Raw genomic sequence first — 17,262 nt, 5'->3', positions numbered from 1 at the left:
TCTCTTATCATCTAGGATTGATAACATTCGATCGTCTCCAAGTCTTATTGTGGGATTTCGGTCCTAACGCTATAGATGAAATCGGAGAACGATGCTTTGCTTTCTACTGCAGCAAAGCCAACGGGCTTCATAATTTTGATTACTACATACTAAAATATGGGAGTGGTTTAAATGATAAGTATGAATGGTATTGTGAGTAGCGTAAAGATTCTAAAGTATTCGGAACGTCCCCTCGTCTATTTTAAGCTTGATGATAGTAACTGTTTAATTGCTGGTCACTCGTTGAACTTCCTTGCAGATGTAGAGGATGGGATGCGGATCGCTGTTGCTGGGGAGTACAATAGTAGGAAACAGTTCGTGGTGAAGAAATATGCGGTGATTGGCAAGACGAAGATTATGATGGAGTTTGAAATGATGAGAGCCTGATTTTTCGGGCTTTTTTGTATTTTTTTAACTAAAATAGTTGACTCAAAATACTATGCATAGTATAATATGAATATAGAAAGAGAGGTGAAAAAGTGAAGCATAGAAAAAAGAGAACTCAAAAATTAGAAGTTGGCATCGAAATCAACCTTCTAATAATCAAGTTCTCAATCAAGTTTAGCTGGGGAGATTAACTCCCCCAGCTTCTATGTTCATTATACCATGAGAAAAGAATGGAAATGGAAAAATCTCACCATCACTTTAGAAAAAATTAAGCCTGATTGGAAAGTTGCTATTGCTTGGATTATTTTTCTAGCATTGATAGTGTGGTTAATTTGGTTCAGGTAAGGAGTTGATATTTATGGGAGAAACGAATAAGCAAACGGAGGCTAATAAGCGCTGGGCTGAGAAGAACAAAGAACATGCTAAATATCTTAGTGATCGCTCTCGGTCCCGCTCATTCATCAAAAAACAGGCTACATTTGACGATTTAGCGGAATTAGAGGGGTTGATTGAACAACGTAAAAAAGACCTTAGCTCTCGCTAGGGTCTTTTTTTGCTATAATAGTTTTGATTTAGAAAGGAGAAACTATTAATGTCAATACATTTATCTACGCCATTTTGCCCTCGATGTTCGCGCGAAAATAAAATTTCACTTTTATCTGGAGATGCATTTGGTTCAGTCACACTCGATATGAAATGTACAAACGGGCACAAATTAGAAATGTACCTGTCAATCCCGAAGTTCGCTTTACTATTTGAAAACGGTTTGTCTGCTTTCAATGACAGTTATTACTTTGAAGCGTTTACTTGCTTTTACTCGGCGTTAGAGTCTTTTAGAGAAGAATTCGTAGCGGTACATTCCTATTTTGAATTAAATAAATCCATAGAAGAATCAGTTAAATTCGCACATTCTCTCGCCTATTCTGAGAGAATCATCGGGGCTTTTAACTTAGCTTATTACTCCTACTTTAATGAGATTGTACCTAAAAGCGGCGCTAAGTATCTATCTACAAACGATGTCACTCTACGGAATGGTATCTTTCACGCTGGAAAAATTCCAACATCATCTGAAGTTTTTAAAATAGGGGAAAGGATATATAAGTTCATTTCCCTTACTTATTTAACCTATGTCATCAAGTCAGAAAGGGCAGTTTTTCCTATGCCACGAATAGCCCGCTTTGAGGCGCAGAAACAGAACCAATGGGCACAAAGTGTTACGAGTTCAGAAGAAGAGTATCGATCAATCTACGGGTTAGGTCATCCAAAATATGGAATATATAATATGATAACGGGTATTCCCTTAAACACACATTGGAACAATGAAGTGGCTGAAAGTGACATTCCCAACTTTAACGACGCTCTAAAACAAAATAGAAAGTACACGAAGGATACTTTTTTTATACACAAAGATCATACCGATCTCTAATTTTGTCATACTCAATATCAATTTCTTCAAGTTTTGCAGGGTGTACTTGAATACTATGTCCAGAGCTCCAAAAAACAATTTCTTTATTTTCATCTAATTTTTTAGCATTTCAATAAACTCTTTTACTGTAAAATCTTCCATAAAATCGCCTCAATTGGATGGTTATTTAGTAATCCAATTATAGCACGTATTTCGTGAGGAATCATGAGCTCATCTGTATCAAATTTTAATATTTAGCGTCCCTTCTCTAAAAGAGGATGTACTTTTTATGTACCCCGCAGGACTCGAACCCGCATCTTCCGATATGAACCGGAGTATTCTACCAATTGAACTAAGGGTACTTTAAATGAGTATTATTATTTTTTAAACGTGTTACAATAAAGAAATAGAACGTCAGATCTTCCCCACAGTCCACTTCCCCAAGTAACTGTATCTGACGTTCCCTTTTTTTATGGGCGAGTGACTTCCCAATAGAGTAGATGTTACCTAGAAACCGATTTCTTTGCAAATGATACACTCATGTTTCTAAGTTCCACAAAAAAACAACCAGCTCAGCAGAGAGGGCCGACTGGTTGCCGATCAAGATGAAACTTAGTTATGAAAAAGAAGTAAGTTCTGGCAAAACTTACACATTCATAATAGCTCTTTTGTTAATATCTTGCAAGCGCATTCTAATACTGAAATCCTTTAATATGCGCAGGATTAATTCCAACATCCTTCGCTTTGCCCATTTCTTGAATTTCCTTCAATACAATAGGCGCATCTGTATTGTTGAATCCTTCCCCTTTAACGCGAACGTCATAGGTTCCATAAGAGTTCGCTTCTGCATACGTCTGCTGGTCTAATAGCACATCCTTCAAGAAATTGCGCACGTGGCCTTCCATCTTCTTGCTTTGCTCATCATTCAAATTCCGTGCCTCGATCTTGATTATAGGTTTGTCTCCATCAACGATCGCAATGTTTTGCTGCATGTAGCCTGGATAGTATGTTTTAAGCTCTTGCTTCAAACGATTGACCGCATTCTCATACTTCCATTTTGAATCGCAAGTGATAACCAGCGTATAGACTTTGTTCGGCTGCAACACACGTTTCACTTGGTCACGAAGCAACGTCCAGGCGTATTTCGTTTGAATACGCTGAACCATTTTTACCGCCTGATCTTTGGTGACATTATCGATCGCAATACCATTCTTATTTCCAGAAGGTTGAGGCTTAGGTGCTGGTGCTGGACTTGGATTCGGTTTAGGCGTGGACTTCAACCGATAGGCATAAAAATAAGGACACCCAGCCATTACCCATCGTTGATCATGATTGGCAATAATTGTTGTATCCTTCCATCCTGTGCATTCTATCCAATTTTGATTATCTAGTGCAATCCCTGTGTGACCGCCGGCACCGGCAGAGTATCCTTTTTGTCCCCAGATGATGATATCTCCGCGTTGCATCGGAAAGTCACTGTTCTCGGCGATTTTTTCATATCCTAACTTCGTAAGGTAATCGTGCAACGTTTCGGTACTCGGAATATATCCATAATCAAAACCGCCTGATTCACGTAAAATACGATAGACAGACCCCGAACAATCACAAGTGCCGTCCGTATAATATCGCGAGCCATACATGCTGTAGCTGCAGTTGTTTACGAAACGCTGAACAACAGCTAAACCCGTTTCAATATTAATGGCCATTATTTTTCCTCCTTCTTTTCTTCGATCTCTTTCGGTTGAGGCTGCAAACCGACTTTTTTATCATCGGATTTTTCGTAAGCTTCTTTTGCTTTTTTCATATCCATGTTATTGGTCCTCCTTTTCATCATGTGTTCCTCTAATTTGCAAAAAAGCATCTTTAATTTGATCTGGAAAATTAATGAACACTGAAATGTTTTCTAAGAAGCTAATGCCTTCGTTAGCTAGATAAAACATAATGACGATCTCACGAAGCGGAATCGAGCTACCGATCACCTTTTCTACTTCCACTGCTACTGCAATAACTACAAAGATCAATACCTTTCGAATCAATCCAATAAATCCGATTCTGCTACTGATTTCTTTCAAATTCCATGCTTTTAATAATCCAGTTAAGTAATCCACAATTACCAAATATACCAACGCGTGCAAAATTGCATCCATCCCTCCAAGCCAACTAACCATTACACCGCCCAACACCCCTGTTACAATAGATGCTGCATTTAAATATTTTTCCAAAATAAATTCCCCCTTCCAATCAAAATAAAAAGCACACTCGAAAGTGTGCTACTCTGCTAATTCTGGTAAATCCATATCCAGTAAGATTTCTCTCACTTGTTCGCGGATCAGACCAGGTACTTGTTCGATTGTCTTTTTGCCTTTGATAATCAACGTCGCGTAGACCACTGCCATTGTATTCACCTCTTTTCTGAGCAAATAAAAAGCAATCTTAATCCGCAATGTCTGCATCCAAGATCGCTTGTACTTCTTTTCTAATTGTCTTTGGTACTTCCTCAATAGTTTTCAGACCTTTCTGAATCAAGTTGACGTAAATATTTGCCATCTATCTTACCTCCTTGTCTGAAGGAACTAGCATTTCATATACTTCAGCTAATGCTAACTGAGTGTCCGTCATTTGAGCTGCTTGTTCTTCAGCCTTCACTTTAAGAACTTCATTCTCTTCCTGAACTGCCTGAGTGAGCGTTTCAATCAGTTCCAATTTCTCTGCATAATTCTGAGTAACTACTTCTTGCCATCTATTCTTAGAAAAATTGAAGAATTGTGACTGTGGATTTTCTAAATTTTGAATCGGCACATCTTCCACAAACGGAATAGAAGTTGGAAAATCATCTGCAACCTCGTGTTCCTCGTAACCTACTGGATATAGGACCTTATAAATAGTTTTCATTTCTTTCCTCCTATAATTTATTCTTCGCAAAGTACATAGCAGAGCCAGCATAATATTTATTTGCTTCCAACCCCCATAATGCTGTTACTTTACCTGAAGCATCAATAGTCAGTGCCTTATCAAAAGTAACATCTACCTGAATAGATCCGGATGGAACTATATCTGCTTCTAAAGAATCGATAAGGTTCCCGCCAGAGGCAATATCCGTACTTCTACACTGGAAGTTAAAATTGACTAAAATCCAATCTCCGTATCGTTTAAATCTAACTATTCCAGATTGAATAGACGAATCTGTTTGGCTAGTATGATCAAATACAATTTCTCCTTTTTGGGACAGCACGTTTCTCCCATTAACCTGAAGTCCGTTCGCAAAATTCTTGATCCCCAATACTGTTTCATTTTCAGTCATAGATACGAACTTATCTTTCGTCCATTTAGCGATTGCCTGAAAGACTCGAAGTGGAGTCATCGTTTTAGTATTGTCTTCGCCTGCTTCTGCCTCTTCTTGAGCTGCTAAATTTTCTATGTGATTGGCAGCTATCATTAACTTAATTAATAGATTTGCAGAAACTTTAATTTTAAATTCGAGCTTGGTGTAATCTAGAGAAGCTTGCGAAACTGCTACTCCGTCTGATGCTTCTGTAAAAAGAAGTGCACTTAAAAAACCACGATCACTTATCATGTTTTTGATCGTCGCTCTATCAGCATATTCTCTTACTAACTCCTGAATTTTCGCAGTGTCATTAACCGACTCCTCGGTTTCTAAAACACCAGCTGAATCATACGTTTTGAAAGTTAATCTATTTCTGCGGAGTCCTGTTCCTACACCATCCACTGTATTTTTAATATAACTAACACTATTTTTTATAAATTCTATTTTCTCGCTATCATCAGTTAATCCAACTGTTTCAAATAATTCTGGAATAGTTCTATCGACTATTTCAACCAGATTCCAGTTTGGTTGAATTTGTGACATATAGTCTGAGTTTGTGTTCCCAACATTTAGCGTTACACCATCCTTTGTCATTGCTTGATCATAGTGAACTTGACCTGGTTCGCTACCTGTTAACGGAGCCATAAATGTTGAATTTGTCGAAAAGCGAATAATATTAGGATTTTCAACGACTGATCCTGTAATCTTTTCTTTGAAATCAGCAGTAATTAAAATCTCAGCTTCTTCTTTCCCAATTAACTGATAGATCACGTTTGCGGAGCTTTCTTGTTTAGTGAACACATCGTGTTCTTCGATCGATTTTAGGATTTCCATTTGTATTTCTTGTATTGTCTTCGTGTCTTTCGAAAGTTTATCAAGTTTGAGAACCAAGTCATTGTACATTTGATAAATGTTTTGATACTGAGATTCTTTTGCTTGAAGAAATACTTTAAATCTCTCTTCAAAATTAATAGATTGATCTCCAAATCTTTTTTCGAAGTCAGATAGCAATTGGTCTAAAAGCCTTATATACAATGTCACTTGACCCTGATCTATATCGGCATTTTTCAGTACATCAACTGTGAAATCTTGGAAAGTAACTCTGCTACCATCAGCATCAGTTAATTGAAAATAAGCTCTTTTAAACTCTTTTAGAACACTAAAATTTTCTTTAGTGAATGTATAACGAATGATACCTTTTTGACCATCAATGATCTCAGGAACACCATCTGTATATTCGCCTTTGGAGTTTGTTCCAACAAAAATCAGATCTTGATTTGAAAAAATGGAGTATGGTGTCTTTCCATCTGATTGAAGTAATTCAACATCAATAGTCGTTAATCCTCCATCCCCTAATCGCCCAACCACTCTTTGTTTTCGATAAGGACTCGCCTTATTTTCAGTCAATACTAATTTTATATTACTCAATATTCCACCTCCCTATTTAGCTAAGTAGATCCCTGTCCCTAAATAATAAGTATTCCCTTTCAATCCCCATACAGTACTCACCGCCTGAGTTTGAGCATCAACAAGCAATTCCCCAGACCCTGTTAACGAAATATGTGAACTAAAATCTATAGCAAGAGTTTCTGGTAATTTATTGATTATATTTTCCTTAGGTTTTAACCCAGCATCTTTAGTTTGTAAGCTGCAATGGACCAAAACAAAATCGCCAGTCCGGATAAATCTTATTTGTCCACCTTTGATTGCAGGGTCAGTATTATTTGTCCAATCAACAATCACATACCCTTTGTAATTTCCTTCATTCAATTCATAATTAACATTTGAACCATTCGAACTAAAGCTGCAGAGTGAAAATGTGTAGACCTTATCACCCTGATTAAGATCACCATTTACCAGTGAGGATACCCACTCGAGGTTTACCTGATTGTTTGTCCAAGTATATAAATCTGTTGCTGGATCATTTTCAAGGTCCGGAACCACTTCTTGAGTCAAATCAATTCGTAAAACGATGTATCCACTCGAATTTGCGGGAACTGTTATTGTCTGAGTTTCCTTTAAATAAATAAATCGCCCTTGCACTAACGCGCAACCTGCGGCGACTGTAATCTTCAAACCACTTTTCGATAGTCTTAATTCTTGTTCATATCCTTTAATAACATAATTTCTTCGCTGAGCTAGTGAATGATACAGTTTTGCATCATTCGCAGCACTAACTTTCACATTGTCAAATTGAAATCCATCAACATTATCTGCCAAATCTATCACTCCTAATCTTCATCAAAATAATCACTCACCCTACTTCGAATATTCCCGAAGGTAAGTTTGATTGATTTACTACTGCTGCTTATTTTCCAAGCACTTAATACAGATTTATAAAGCTTGTTATTTACTGTCACATCGAAGAGCAATCCAGTTTGCAGATCTCCTATATCGAAATTCTTTGTATCCAGAATAATACTGACATTGATTTCATGACTATAAGCGTTTCCTTTTAGTTCTGAGTTTGCTACTTCTTCATAAGTTGGCTTGTCCTCTTGCTCGGTATCGTAAATTGATACGATACTAACCGTAGGCTTTACGATGCCAACATTCGTCTTGTCAGTTGTCAACTCATTTTGCTCATCTAAGTAATAGGTTGAAAGAATTCTTGGATTCTCTATGTCAGTCATCTTTTTGTCTACGATCAGTAACATATTTTCATTCCCGTTACCCGGTTTTTTGATGAAAACATTCCAATCATAAAACTCACTTGAATTATCCTTAATTTGTTTCGTTGTATCGATCCGTTTGATACTTGAAAAGATTTTACCCTCTCGAATATCTTCGAAGGTCCATTTAATGTTGTATTTTTTAAATGCGTTTCGTAGGTAGCTATTCAGTTTTCTCGATGTAACTTCAGTTGCCTGATAACTATGATTCGTATTGGTTACTGTATTCACAGATAAAATCTCAGAAAGGTTCTTTGTCGGATCACTCAAGAGATACTTTTCTATCAGTCGCTTGAAATGCTCCTCAAAACTCGGACCAGTAGTTTTACAAGTCGGGAAACTACTATCTCCAAGTGCTTGTGCTAAATCTCTACATCTTATTTTGATATCTTCTTGTGAATCAATTACACCGAAATATAGGACTCTTCCGCTCTCGATATCTTTTGCTAAGAGAAAATCGCCTTTCTCAATTTGTACATACTTATTCAAATCAAATTCACTTACCCAATTTGAAGAAATCTCATCAATTCCAAAATCAAAGTCCTCGCTAATATATTCTTCTTCGTACTTCGATAAGTCGAACCTATATAGATGTATGGACAGAATCAAAAAACATCACACTCCTCATAAACTTCTACAGAAACCTCAGCATTTGCAGTATGAAAAACGATAGATGAGTTTCCAATAGGCATGTGGACAAAATTTGTTTTTGTGTGATCCTGCTGTTGGTAAACAGAAGAAATATTCCCTTGAGAATCGTAAAGTAGTGCTGTTCGATCCTGAAAGAGACTCGATACTACTAGTGTTTGTCCTTCTTCTAAATTCAAAAAGAACCCATCGCTAGCGACGAGTTCTCCATCTTTAAATACTTCCCAATACGGATTTTTACATTCACCGGAAACCGTTACTTTTACAGGCGAACTACGATCTTTATTGCTGAAAAGATAAACTGAATCATTCGAAACATTAAAAGTTCCTGTCTTTTCATTTGCATTTTGAGTATACACGTAAGGAAAAGTGAATCCGTATATTTTCCCTCTCGTATATATTTTTTGATTACTTTGTTGAATTTCTGCTTTCTTTACTTCATACCAGGGGGTTAAATATTCAAGCGCTAAAGACTCTTTAAGCAACCTGCCAAATGAGCGTTCCGACTTAGTTAATTGTTTCAGTGCAACATTTCTGTATTTTTCTCCTGCGTCACTTGCATACTTTAATACAATAGGCGGATGCGAAAGGAATTTAACAAACTCAAGATAAATTTGATATGTTTGTTGGTGATCACGAAGACCGTAAATGATATCTGTCAAGGGCCATAATAAAATGTTGGTTTTGGGCCATTGAAATTGTAGGTAGTTTTCTCTTTATCGTTTCGTTTCTTTTCCTTTCGTTTCACTATAACTTTTCATTCGATAGGAAGGTCCTGTAATTTGAATAATTTTAGAATGATGGACCAATCGGTCCAATAAAGCATTAGTCAATTTCTTATTACCAAAAATTTCGGACCATTGAGACAGAGGAATATTCGTTGTAATAATCGTTGATTTTCTTTCGTATCGCATATTAATTAGTTGAAACAGTAAGTTAGATCCTTCTTTTGAGAAGGGGAGATACCCGACTTCATCAATAATTAATACAGAATAGCTCGCATATTTTTTGAGCATGGTATCACTTGTCCCACGTTTATGTGCCCGGATAAGTCGATTAACCAGTTCTGTACTAGTGATAAATAAACAGCTCTGCCCTCTATCAATACACTCTAAACCAATTGAAACGGCTAAATGAGTTTTTCCAACACCGCTATTTCCAATGAATAAAAGGTTGTCATACGTGTCTAAAAAGCGTAATGTCACTAAATCTTGAATTTCACTTTTTTTGATTTTGGGTTGAAAATCAAAGTTAAAATCATGAAGGCGTTTATGATAGGGAAACATTGCCCGTTTTAAAATTTTTCTTTGGGTCTCCTTTCTACGATAGCTAATTTCTTGATGTGTTAATTCAAATAAAGAATCAACTAGAGATTGTTCATTTTTAGCTACTTCATCTAAATGGGCAGGTAAAATTTCTTTGATACAGGTAAGATTTAAATCTGATAATTGATTTAATAACTGATGGTAATTTGACATATGAGCCTCCTTATAATTCATCGTAAGCATCTAAATTTTCTTCTACAAAGCGCTCCAACTCTTCGTCTTCTAAGTATTTGAAGACATCAGATCGAAGAATCTCAAGAGAGTCATCACGTTGATAATTTAAGGTTTTTTTGCTTAATGGGTGCGAGCGAATACATTGATGGCCATACCAAATGAATAGACTGTCCTTACGGACATCTAAAGTTACCTCTTTACCAATATATTTCACGGGAACAGAATACTTTGAGTTTTGATATTGGACCATGGATTCAATGGAAACTTTTCTAATTACGTGTTGGGTTCTAGAAACATATCTGACTAATTCTAAACGATTGAAAGGACGCAACACCGATTGTTCATCTATAAGAAGCTTAGAGGGATGATTATTCACTGCTTGAGAACGTTCATTATTTAAGTCATTCATAAACTCATAGACGATTCGTTTTAGCTCCTGCTCATTTTCAAACTCGTAGTTAAAGACCATTAAGCGGTTAACAGTACGAGCTAAAGCTTCAACTTTGCCTTTGGTTTGTGGACGAAAAGGGCGACAAGCAATCGGATTGAATCCAGCATCTTTAGCAAATTGACGAAATTTTTCGTTAAAAACGGTTTGACCAAATTGGCTTTTACTTCTATCAACAACTGTTTTCATATTGTCAAACCAAATTTCTTGAGGAACACCATTCCCGCAGTACTCAAACGCATTGACCAAACAATTGAAGACATTCGCTTGGGTTCGATCAAAGGTTACCTCTAAGTATTTCATGCGAGAATAGCCTAGAATATATAGAAAAAGATTGAAGTAAAAGACTTCACCATGTTTACTCACCATCTTAATATTTTCTTTCCAATCGACTTGAGCAGAAAGACCTGGCGTCGTTTCAATTCGAATGGTTGCCTTTTTTACACGCTTTTCTCGATAGTTCCGACAATATCGTTTGACGGTGGTATAGCCACCTTGATATCCTTTTTTCTTAATAAAATAATAAATTGAAGAAGCGGAACAGCTTAACTCCATTTTATCTTTAATAATTTCTTCAAAACCGCTTAATAAAAGAGGAGCAGAAGATTGTCTCTTTTTGATCTGTTCTACTTCCCCTTTAGTTCCAGCTTCATAGTAACGCTTGACTGTTCGGTAATCACAATTATATTGCTTGGCCATGGCTGCATAGTTAGGTTGAATATCGTTCATAATGTGTCGTAAGACTCCTTCTAAGACATCTTTTCGCATGAGTCACTCTCCTTGAATGGTTTCATGAAAAAGAATATCAGATTTTAAATCTAACCTACATTTTCGATGGCCCTTTTCCTACATTTTATCGTGGCCCTTTACAAAAAGAAGAACCGTGCGTTAATAAGCTTTTAATAGAGTTTCAGAAATTCTATGAATTATTCAGGTATTAAGTTCCTTCTTGGTGAAATTTATGATGGGATGAAAACAAAACAGATCATTGATAAATTTAAACCAATTATAAAAAAAGGACTCAATCAGTTTATCTCTGAAAAGGTAAATGATAAATTAAGCGCGGCATTAAAATCATCAGTATCAGTAGATGAATTAGACACTAAATCAGAATCAAATACTACAGAAATTGACGAACCTGAAGTTATTACAACACCTGAAGAACTAGAGTCATATACTATTGTCAAGGTGGTTTTAAAAGATGTAATTCCTCTTGATCGTTTATTCTATCGTGATAATCGCAGTTACTTCAATATTTTATTAGATGATAATATTCGCAAGTGGATTCTGAGAGTACGATTCAATACTAATGGTATGAAGATTGAATTAAATGATCTTAATTGTCAAATTAAGTTAGACAAATCATCAATACTTACGTAACTCAAAAATACTTCCAAAGGTGTTCGATAATCCAGTGATTTTCTAGGAATATTATTTCGTTTAGATGTGACAGATTGAATAAAAGATTCATCTACTGAATTGAAATCCATAGATTTCAATAAACCATCTCTACGTAACAATCCGTTAGAATTCTCGTTTAGGCCTCTTTGAGACGGCGTTCCTGGATCAGCGAAATAAATGGCAATATCATTGGCATTACTGATTTGTTTCCAATTTGAAAATTCCTTTCCACAATCAAAAGTGATGGATTTGAATAGATTTTTCGGTACAGATTCAAACCAATGATTTAATTTTTTTTCAATATCAATCGCTTGTCTACCACACGGTTTCAATGTGATGATAACTTTTGATAATCGTTCAACTAAGGTAATTACAGCACTTTTATGTTTCAGACCTACGATAGTGTCACCTTCAAGGTGACCAAACTCATTTGAGAATTGGCTATAATCTTTTTCACGTTCATGAATAGAGCGGCGGAAAGCTTGTTTTCCACGCCTTTCTTGATGTCCATTCGGTTTACGCTTGCCTTTCATCGGTAAGTCAGAAGGATTAAATAGCCCCTTTTTGAACATACGATAAATGGTACGAGCAGAACAACGAATAGGAAACGCTGCACGACCAACAATCACATCGGGTGTCCATCCTTGAACAACCTTTCTTTGAATATATTCTGATTGTTCCTCGGGTAAAACAAGCGGGCGTCTACCACAGTTTGATTTGTTTTTCTTATACTGTTGATAGTATTCTAAGGCTGATTTTCCTTGCTTGAAGAATAGGTATACTTTATGGATCGTTTGTCTTGAACGATTCAAGCAATGCGCAGTTTTCGCAACAGATTGATTTATTTTGAAATAAGACTCTATCATTACAAGTTCATCCGTTGTAAGATGGGTATAGGTCATTTGTACTCACTCCTTATAATTCTTTGGTCAGAACTATTTTGAGTGTAGCACAAATGGCTTTTTTAGTTGTCTAGCTTAATTTTACAATCGGCGTGATGAAAAACACTCCGTGTTTGAACTATCTCAACCGATGGATATTTATAATTACGCCAAAGAAATAATCACAATTGTAAATAGATTTAATCAGAAGTAGAAAAGAGTGGTTTTTTATGGTTGATTGGAAAGATTTAGGAAAAAGAACCTTCGATGCAACGAAAGATATCACTGAAAAGACAGTTGATTCATTTCAAGAATGGAAAGATGATGCCGATCGAGTAGCTAAGGCAGAAGGAAAAAAAGCATTAAAAAGAGCCAAGAGAGATATTGAAAGAGCCGAGAAAGTGCAGAAAAAGGAAATTAAAAGAGGTAGAAGCAAACCGGAACATGATTATTCTTCTACTGAGAAAACATTTGAACCTTTCTCTTCTAAAGGCGTAGTTGAAGAATCGACTTATAAAAAGATTAAAAGAGTAAAGATTTCGAAAATCACTCAAGAAGAACCTAATAGAATTTCTATAAAACAAGGTAGAAAAAAAATTGACTTTTTATTGGAAAAAATTGAATTCTCCGACAAAAAAAATTCAACTGGTGGCGCATTACTCGGTGCTGCAATTGCTGGAACTGCTGGAGCTTTGATTGGCGGATCAATGAAATCAAGTCGAGTCTACGCCAACTTGTACGTTCGTACACTAGATAAAAAAAGCGTTCTTCATGTCATAAGATTTACTGCAGATCAAAAAGAAGCTGCTCAACTATTAAGACTTCAGGTAACGGAGGATTAAAATGAAAAAACTAACGATCGCATTCTTTCTCTGCTCTACCCTGCTCTTCTCAGCATGTTCGAGTGATAAGAAAGCGGATACGACTGATTCGACTAGAACTAAACTTACAACAACTAGTAGCAATGAGAAGAAAAAAGAAGTTACTTTCAATGATGGAGTCTTGGAAACTAAAGATTACAAATTAAAAGTTGTTACTTCTGAAGTTATTCAGAGTCCATCAGTTCCTAGCCCGGGACTTTATGTAACTTTTGAACTGACTAATAAATCTAAGAAGAATATTTTCCCTTACCAAATTCTTCATGATATTTCATTTAAACAAAAAACAGATACTTCACTTGTTAATATGACCGCTGAATATCATAGTTCTGACGCATTCGGTGAGGATATCGAAACGGTCAATAAAATCAACAAGCGTAGTAATGATCAAAATAATGAATTGCTACCTGGTAAGAGTATCGAAGTATTCGAAGGCTATTCATTAGAGGATAATATTCACGAAGTTCAAATGTTGCCTGATTTTGATAACCGTAAACAAAGTGAGTTTAAACCCTATATTATCAAGCTAATCGGAAATACAGATTCCGATGCCGAAGGTTCATCATCCTCACCTACAAATCAGAGCGCATCACAAGAAGAAACGTATGAACAGTTGAAGCAACGAACACTAAAATCAACACCAACTGATCGCGTGAACTGGTCCAACAAAGAATGGGAAGCATTCGGAATGGCTTTAAGCGAGAACGGTTTAGCTATGGATGATAATGGCTATATCATCACTCAAGCCCAGAAAGATCAAATTGAGGCGGAGAGACAAAAATCGGAGCAAGTAACTGAATCCCAAGGTGGTCACGGAGCACCAAAGGTTGTCACATCAGAAGCACAAGCCGTTCAAATAGCTCAGAGTCAGTTCGGTGATAATAATGGAGCATGGACGTGGGGTTGCATGTATGAGGACGAACGTGGCTATTTTGTGAAAGCTACTGATCCCAACGATGGAACCATGACACACACTGCAAAGAGTGTCTTTGTGCACTATGATGGTTCTGTTACAGAAAATTAGTTCTACCCTCCCCACCTGGCGCCGCCGGTTCGATTCCGGCTTGGGGAATAAAAATAACCGTGCGAGCACGGTAGGAAAGGATTTTTTATATGTCAAAAGATAAGAAAAACACTCAACCAAATCATCCAAAAAGAGATGAGGTAATAATTCACAAACGATATGATGGTGATCGAATATCTGAATCTCGAAAAGAAAAACGTCTTTACGAGGATCACGGTACACCCAAAAGAAACACAATTAAATATGAAACGAAAGATAGTTCAAATGATGATTTCTTCAAGAAAAAGTAAATTTACTCCTCTACAAAAACATAGAATTTTAGTGATTTCTCTAAATCAATATAGGTTATAAATGTACCTTTTTTTAATTGTTCGGCTTCCTTGTACTTTTCTATTATTTCAGACTCCGACCAATCTTTTGGATTCTCAATATTTGATGTTAATTTTAGTGCAAAATAGTCAAACTGATTATCATCTGGTACCGAATCAGCTTTTCCGGATACAACGCAGTCTCCTGCGAAAGTAAATACAGAAATTCTGACAGTACCCTCTTGATGGAAGACATCTTTATAAATTGGTAATGGATCAAGTTCCCCAATACCCCTTTTTTTTCGTATGAAGTTCAAGTATTTATTCAACCATATCTGGATGAACGGTAAAACGAATGGTGTTATGATAATAGAAACAAGAAAAAATATAATGAATACTACTAAGACATTTCCGAATATGCTTTTGTTTTGGTACTTATTCAAAATCATCAATCCGAAGAAACAATTAAGAAGTGCTAGTGTACTGAGAATAATCTTGTTTTCTTCAATTCTGTTTTTATTTGGATGTATGATATTTAATTTATACAGACAATAATAAGCTAGATAACCAGGAATTGCAGTTCCGATAATCTTAATTATGATATCCATTAAGTCTTTAGCTTCCATATTTTATACCTCTGATTGGATTATTTTTAACTCATCCAATTATACCATAGAATTAGCCTTCGGGCTTTTCTTTTAACACTTAAAACGAACGTACATTCGTATTTCACGCTGTTTTATTCGATTTTCCGAGGAAACGTGTGAAAATAATCTATTTTTTGCAGGTGTTTTCGAATTGAATACAAAATATTTCGAAAGGAAATGATTTTATGCCACCATATGAATTGATAGAAAGACTAAAAAAAGAGGTGCCAGAAGGAAAGATATACCCTATCCTTACAAAGTTTAGTTACAGTGAGGAAGAATACCAAAAAGAATTGAAAAATCAACTAGATTTAAAAAAAGATATTGAGGCTGGAAATGTGATTTCACGCCCTGTTTATACCTGGCAAGAGAAAGAACTAAAAATGGATAAGTTTTATGAAAAAGGATGGTATAAACCAAAGTTCTATACTCTTCCAAAATCAATGTTCAGGAGTGAAGATTGATGGCTTCAATAAAATCATATAACTTGAAAAACGGTGCACTACGCTACGAGGTTTTTGTTTCAAACGGTGTTGACCCAGGCACCAAGCGTCAAAATAAAATTCATAAAAAAGGTTTCAAATCTTGGGATGAAGCAGATACTTTCGCTAAGATTACCGAGGGAGAAATCGCTAAAGGAAACTATAAAAAAGATGATGTAAAGCATTTGACCATTGAGCACTTTCTAAAGACGTGGATCACTGATTACAAATTAAGTGTAAAAGAAGGTACTAGAATTGTTCATCGTGACAATATTCGGATGTATATAAACCCTTATATTGGGAAGCATCGTTTAACTACTTACTCTCGTGCGGATCATCAGAAGTTCATTAATATGCTATTCACACTTAACGGAAAAGGTAGAAGTAAGAAAGGATTATCTTTTAATACAGTTAAATTAGTAAACGCCACCCTTTCGAATGCTTATAAAAAAGCGATACAACTCGGGTACGTGAGTGAAAACCCAACTGATTTCGTCGAATTTCCTTTACCGCCGAAAAAAGAGAAGATTCCTCCACACTACACCGCGAGAGAAGTGGATTTATTTTACGAAGCTGCTAAAAAAGAAAAAGAACCATTTTGGTATCCGTTCTTCTTGTTAATCTTTGATTGTGGATTAAGAAAAGCGGAAGTGATGGCATTAAGATGGTCAGATTTTAATTTCGAAAAGAATTTTGTTGATGTACAGCGAGAACGACTCTATCGTGCAGAAGTTAAAGAAAACAAAGATGCGATCATAATTGATGACACAAAGACTCCAGCTGGCGAACGTGATCAACCAATCACACAAAGAACAAAATTTGCTCTACTCGAATTCTATAAATATTTTTATGATCTTATAGGAGTTACACCCTTACAGAAAAATAATTCTGATTATGTGTTTATCTATACCTCTAGCAGCTCAAAAGGTAAAATAGTTCGAAATCGTTCAGTGAACGGCGCTTCTGTTCGAATAGCGCGTAAAGCGGGCTTAACTCCCATTAAGGTACACGATGGCCGTCACACTTATGCGATCCGCATGAGACAGGCCGGAGTTGATCTGGACGATATAAAAGACCTTCTTGGTCATAAAGACATCTCTACAACTCAAATTTATGCTTCTGTGACTCCTGAAGTGAAGGAACGATCAGTGAAAAAATTTGAGGAATATTTAGAAGAGCAAAAGAAAAAGCACTCGTAATTGAGTGCTTTTTCAAGTT

The 17,262-nt window shown here is 36.1% G+C and carries 21 protein-coding genes, 1 tRNA gene and 1 pseudogene; 9 read left to right on the top strand and 14 right to left on the bottom strand.

Features of this window, described 5'->3' with window-relative positions:
- Nucleotides 1-171: 171 nt before the first annotated feature.
- The 3 genes from I585_RS20565 (at nucleotide 172) to I585_RS20555 (ending at nucleotide 1,852) form a co-directional block, all read left to right on the top strand.
- Nucleotides 172-426, top strand: coding sequence for a hypothetical protein (locus I585_RS20565; RefSeq protein WP_010740096.1), 255 nt, complete (start codon nucleotides 172-174; stop codon nucleotides 424-426).
- 358 nt (nucleotides 427-784) lie between these two features.
- Nucleotides 785-970: a hypothetical protein gene (locus tag I585_RS20560; RefSeq protein WP_010740097.1), complete on the top strand. Its 186-nt coding sequence runs from the start codon at nucleotides 785-787 to the stop codon at nucleotides 968-970.
- A 48-nt stretch (nucleotides 971-1,018) separates the two neighbouring features.
- The gene (locus I585_RS20555) at nucleotides 1,019-1,852 is read left to right on the top strand and encodes a hypothetical protein (RefSeq protein WP_010740098.1); all 834 of its coding nucleotides are present in this window, start codon (nucleotides 1,019-1,021) and stop codon (nucleotides 1,850-1,852) included.
- A gap of 269 nt (nucleotides 1,853-2,121) precedes the next feature.
- Here the strand turns inward: I585_RS20555 and I585_RS20550 are convergent.
- The 12 genes from I585_RS20550 to istA all read right to left on the bottom strand — a co-directional run bounded on the left by I585_RS20550 (nucleotide 2,122) and on the right by istA (nucleotide 11,191).
- Nucleotides 2,122-2,193 (bottom strand) — tRNA-Met (locus tag I585_RS20550).
- 330 nt (nucleotides 2,194-2,523) lie between these two features.
- Nucleotides 2,524-3,537, bottom strand: coding sequence for a peptidoglycan amidohydrolase family protein (locus tag I585_RS20545; protein WP_010740099.1), 1,014 nt, complete (start codon nucleotides 3,535-3,537; stop codon nucleotides 2,524-2,526).
- A 105-nt stretch (nucleotides 3,538-3,642) separates the two neighbouring features.
- Nucleotides 3,643-4,053, bottom strand: coding sequence for a phage holin family protein (locus I585_RS20540; RefSeq protein WP_010740101.1), 411 nt, complete (start codon nucleotides 4,051-4,053; stop codon nucleotides 3,643-3,645).
- 48 nt (nucleotides 4,054-4,101) lie between these two features.
- On the bottom strand, nucleotides 4,102-4,227 hold the full coding sequence (locus I585_RS23915) for a CD1375 family protein (protein ID WP_010740102.1): 126 nt from the start codon (nucleotides 4,225-4,227) through the stop codon (nucleotides 4,102-4,104).
- Between the two features lie 37 nt (nucleotides 4,228-4,264).
- Complete coding sequence (locus I585_RS23910; protein ID WP_010739627.1) at nucleotides 4,265-4,378, bottom strand: CD1375 family protein; 114 nt, start codon at nucleotides 4,376-4,378, stop codon at nucleotides 4,265-4,267.
- Nucleotides 4,379-4,723 carry a hypothetical protein gene (locus tag I585_RS20535; protein WP_010740103.1) on the bottom strand — a complete coding sequence of 115 codons (345 nt, stop codon included), beginning with the start codon at nucleotides 4,721-4,723 and terminating at the stop codon, nucleotides 4,379-4,381.
- Nucleotides 4,724-4,733: 10 nt separating this feature from the next.
- Entirely contained in the window at nucleotides 4,734-6,584 is a 1,851-nt protein-coding gene (locus tag I585_RS20530) for a BppU family phage baseplate upper protein (protein WP_010740104.1), read from the bottom strand.
- Nucleotides 6,585-6,596: 12 nt separating this feature from the next.
- On the bottom strand, nucleotides 6,597-7,385 hold the full coding sequence (locus I585_RS20525) for a hypothetical protein (protein ID WP_244266026.1): 789 nt from the start codon (nucleotides 7,383-7,385) through the stop codon (nucleotides 6,597-6,599).
- Between the two features lie 2 nt (nucleotides 7,386-7,387).
- Nucleotides 7,388-8,437, bottom strand: coding sequence for a hypothetical protein (locus I585_RS20520; protein WP_010740106.1), 1,050 nt, complete (start codon nucleotides 8,435-8,437; stop codon nucleotides 7,388-7,390).
- Nucleotides 8,434-9,138, bottom strand: coding sequence for a phage distal tail protein domain-containing protein (locus tag I585_RS20515; protein ID WP_010740107.1), 705 nt, complete (start codon nucleotides 9,136-9,138; stop codon nucleotides 8,434-8,436). Before I585_RS20515 ends, I585_RS20520 begins: the two co-directional genes overlap by 4 nt.
- 54 nt (nucleotides 9,139-9,192) lie before the next feature.
- Complete coding sequence (gene istB, locus I585_RS20510) at nucleotides 9,193-9,954, bottom strand: IS21-like element helper ATPase IstB (RefSeq protein ID WP_003129321.1); 762 nt, start codon at nucleotides 9,952-9,954, stop codon at nucleotides 9,193-9,195.
- Nucleotides 9,955-9,964: 10 nt separating this feature from the next.
- Nucleotides 9,965-11,191, bottom strand: a complete 1,227-nt coding sequence (istA, locus tag I585_RS20505; protein ID WP_010741239.1) for an IS21 family transposase — start codon at nucleotides 11,189-11,191, stop codon at nucleotides 9,965-9,967.
- A gap of 168 nt (nucleotides 11,192-11,359) precedes the next feature.
- Here istA and I585_RS20500 point away from each other — a divergent pair.
- Nucleotides 11,360-11,764 (top strand): annotated as a pseudogene (locus tag I585_RS20500) (type I restriction endonuclease); the annotation flags it as partial.
- Nucleotides 11,765-11,766: 2 nt separating this feature from the next.
- Here the strand turns inward: I585_RS20500 and I585_RS20495 are convergent.
- Nucleotides 11,767-12,726: an IS30 family transposase gene (locus I585_RS20495; RefSeq protein WP_002330482.1), complete on the bottom strand. Its 960-nt coding sequence runs from the start codon at nucleotides 12,724-12,726 to the stop codon at nucleotides 11,767-11,769.
- A 209-nt stretch (nucleotides 12,727-12,935) separates the two neighbouring features.
- Here I585_RS20495 and I585_RS20490 point away from each other — a divergent pair, with 209 nt between their 5' ends.
- The 3 genes from I585_RS20490 to I585_RS20480 all read left to right on the top strand — a co-directional run bounded on the left by I585_RS20490 (nucleotide 12,936) and on the right by I585_RS20480 (nucleotide 14,897).
- Nucleotides 12,936-13,547, top strand: coding sequence for a hypothetical protein (locus I585_RS20490; protein ID WP_010740111.1), 612 nt, complete (start codon nucleotides 12,936-12,938; stop codon nucleotides 13,545-13,547).
- Between the two features lies 1 nt (nucleotide 13,548).
- Nucleotides 13,549-14,607 carry a DUF5067 domain-containing protein gene (locus I585_RS20485; protein WP_010740112.1) on the top strand — a complete coding sequence of 353 codons (1,059 nt, stop codon included), beginning with the start codon at nucleotides 13,549-13,551 and terminating at the stop codon, nucleotides 14,605-14,607.
- 89 nt (nucleotides 14,608-14,696) lie between these two features.
- Nucleotides 14,697-14,897: a hypothetical protein gene (locus I585_RS20480; protein ID WP_010740113.1), complete on the top strand. Its 201-nt coding sequence runs from the start codon at nucleotides 14,697-14,699 to the stop codon at nucleotides 14,895-14,897.
- Between the two features lie 2 nt (nucleotides 14,898-14,899).
- On the opposite strand, the gene I585_RS20475 is transcribed toward I585_RS20480, so the two are convergent.
- Nucleotides 14,900-15,541 carry a hypothetical protein gene (locus tag I585_RS20475; RefSeq protein ID WP_010740114.1) on the bottom strand — a complete coding sequence of 214 codons (642 nt, stop codon included), beginning with the start codon at nucleotides 15,539-15,541 and terminating at the stop codon, nucleotides 14,900-14,902.
- Nucleotides 15,542-15,747: 206 nt separating this feature from the next.
- Here I585_RS20475 and I585_RS20470 point away from each other — a divergent pair, with 206 nt between their 5' ends.
- Both I585_RS20470 and I585_RS20465 read left to right on the top strand, forming a co-directional pair.
- Nucleotides 15,748-16,026 carry a hypothetical protein gene (locus tag I585_RS20470; protein ID WP_010740115.1) on the top strand — a complete coding sequence of 93 codons (279 nt, stop codon included), beginning with the start codon at nucleotides 15,748-15,750 and terminating at the stop codon, nucleotides 16,024-16,026.
- Complete coding sequence (locus I585_RS20465) at nucleotides 16,026-17,243, top strand: tyrosine-type recombinase/integrase (protein WP_010740116.1); 1,218 nt, start codon at nucleotides 16,026-16,028, stop codon at nucleotides 17,241-17,243. Before I585_RS20470 ends, I585_RS20465 begins: the two co-directional genes overlap by 1 nt.
- Nucleotides 17,244-17,262 lie beyond the last annotated feature (19 nt).

This window comes from Enterococcus malodoratus ATCC 43197 (genome assembly GCF_000407185.1).
Lineage (GTDB): Bacteria > Bacillota > Bacilli > Lactobacillales > Enterococcaceae > Enterococcus_A > Enterococcus_A malodoratus.
Note: the sequence above shows the minus strand (reverse complement) of the source record. Positions and strands in the feature narration are given on the sequence as shown.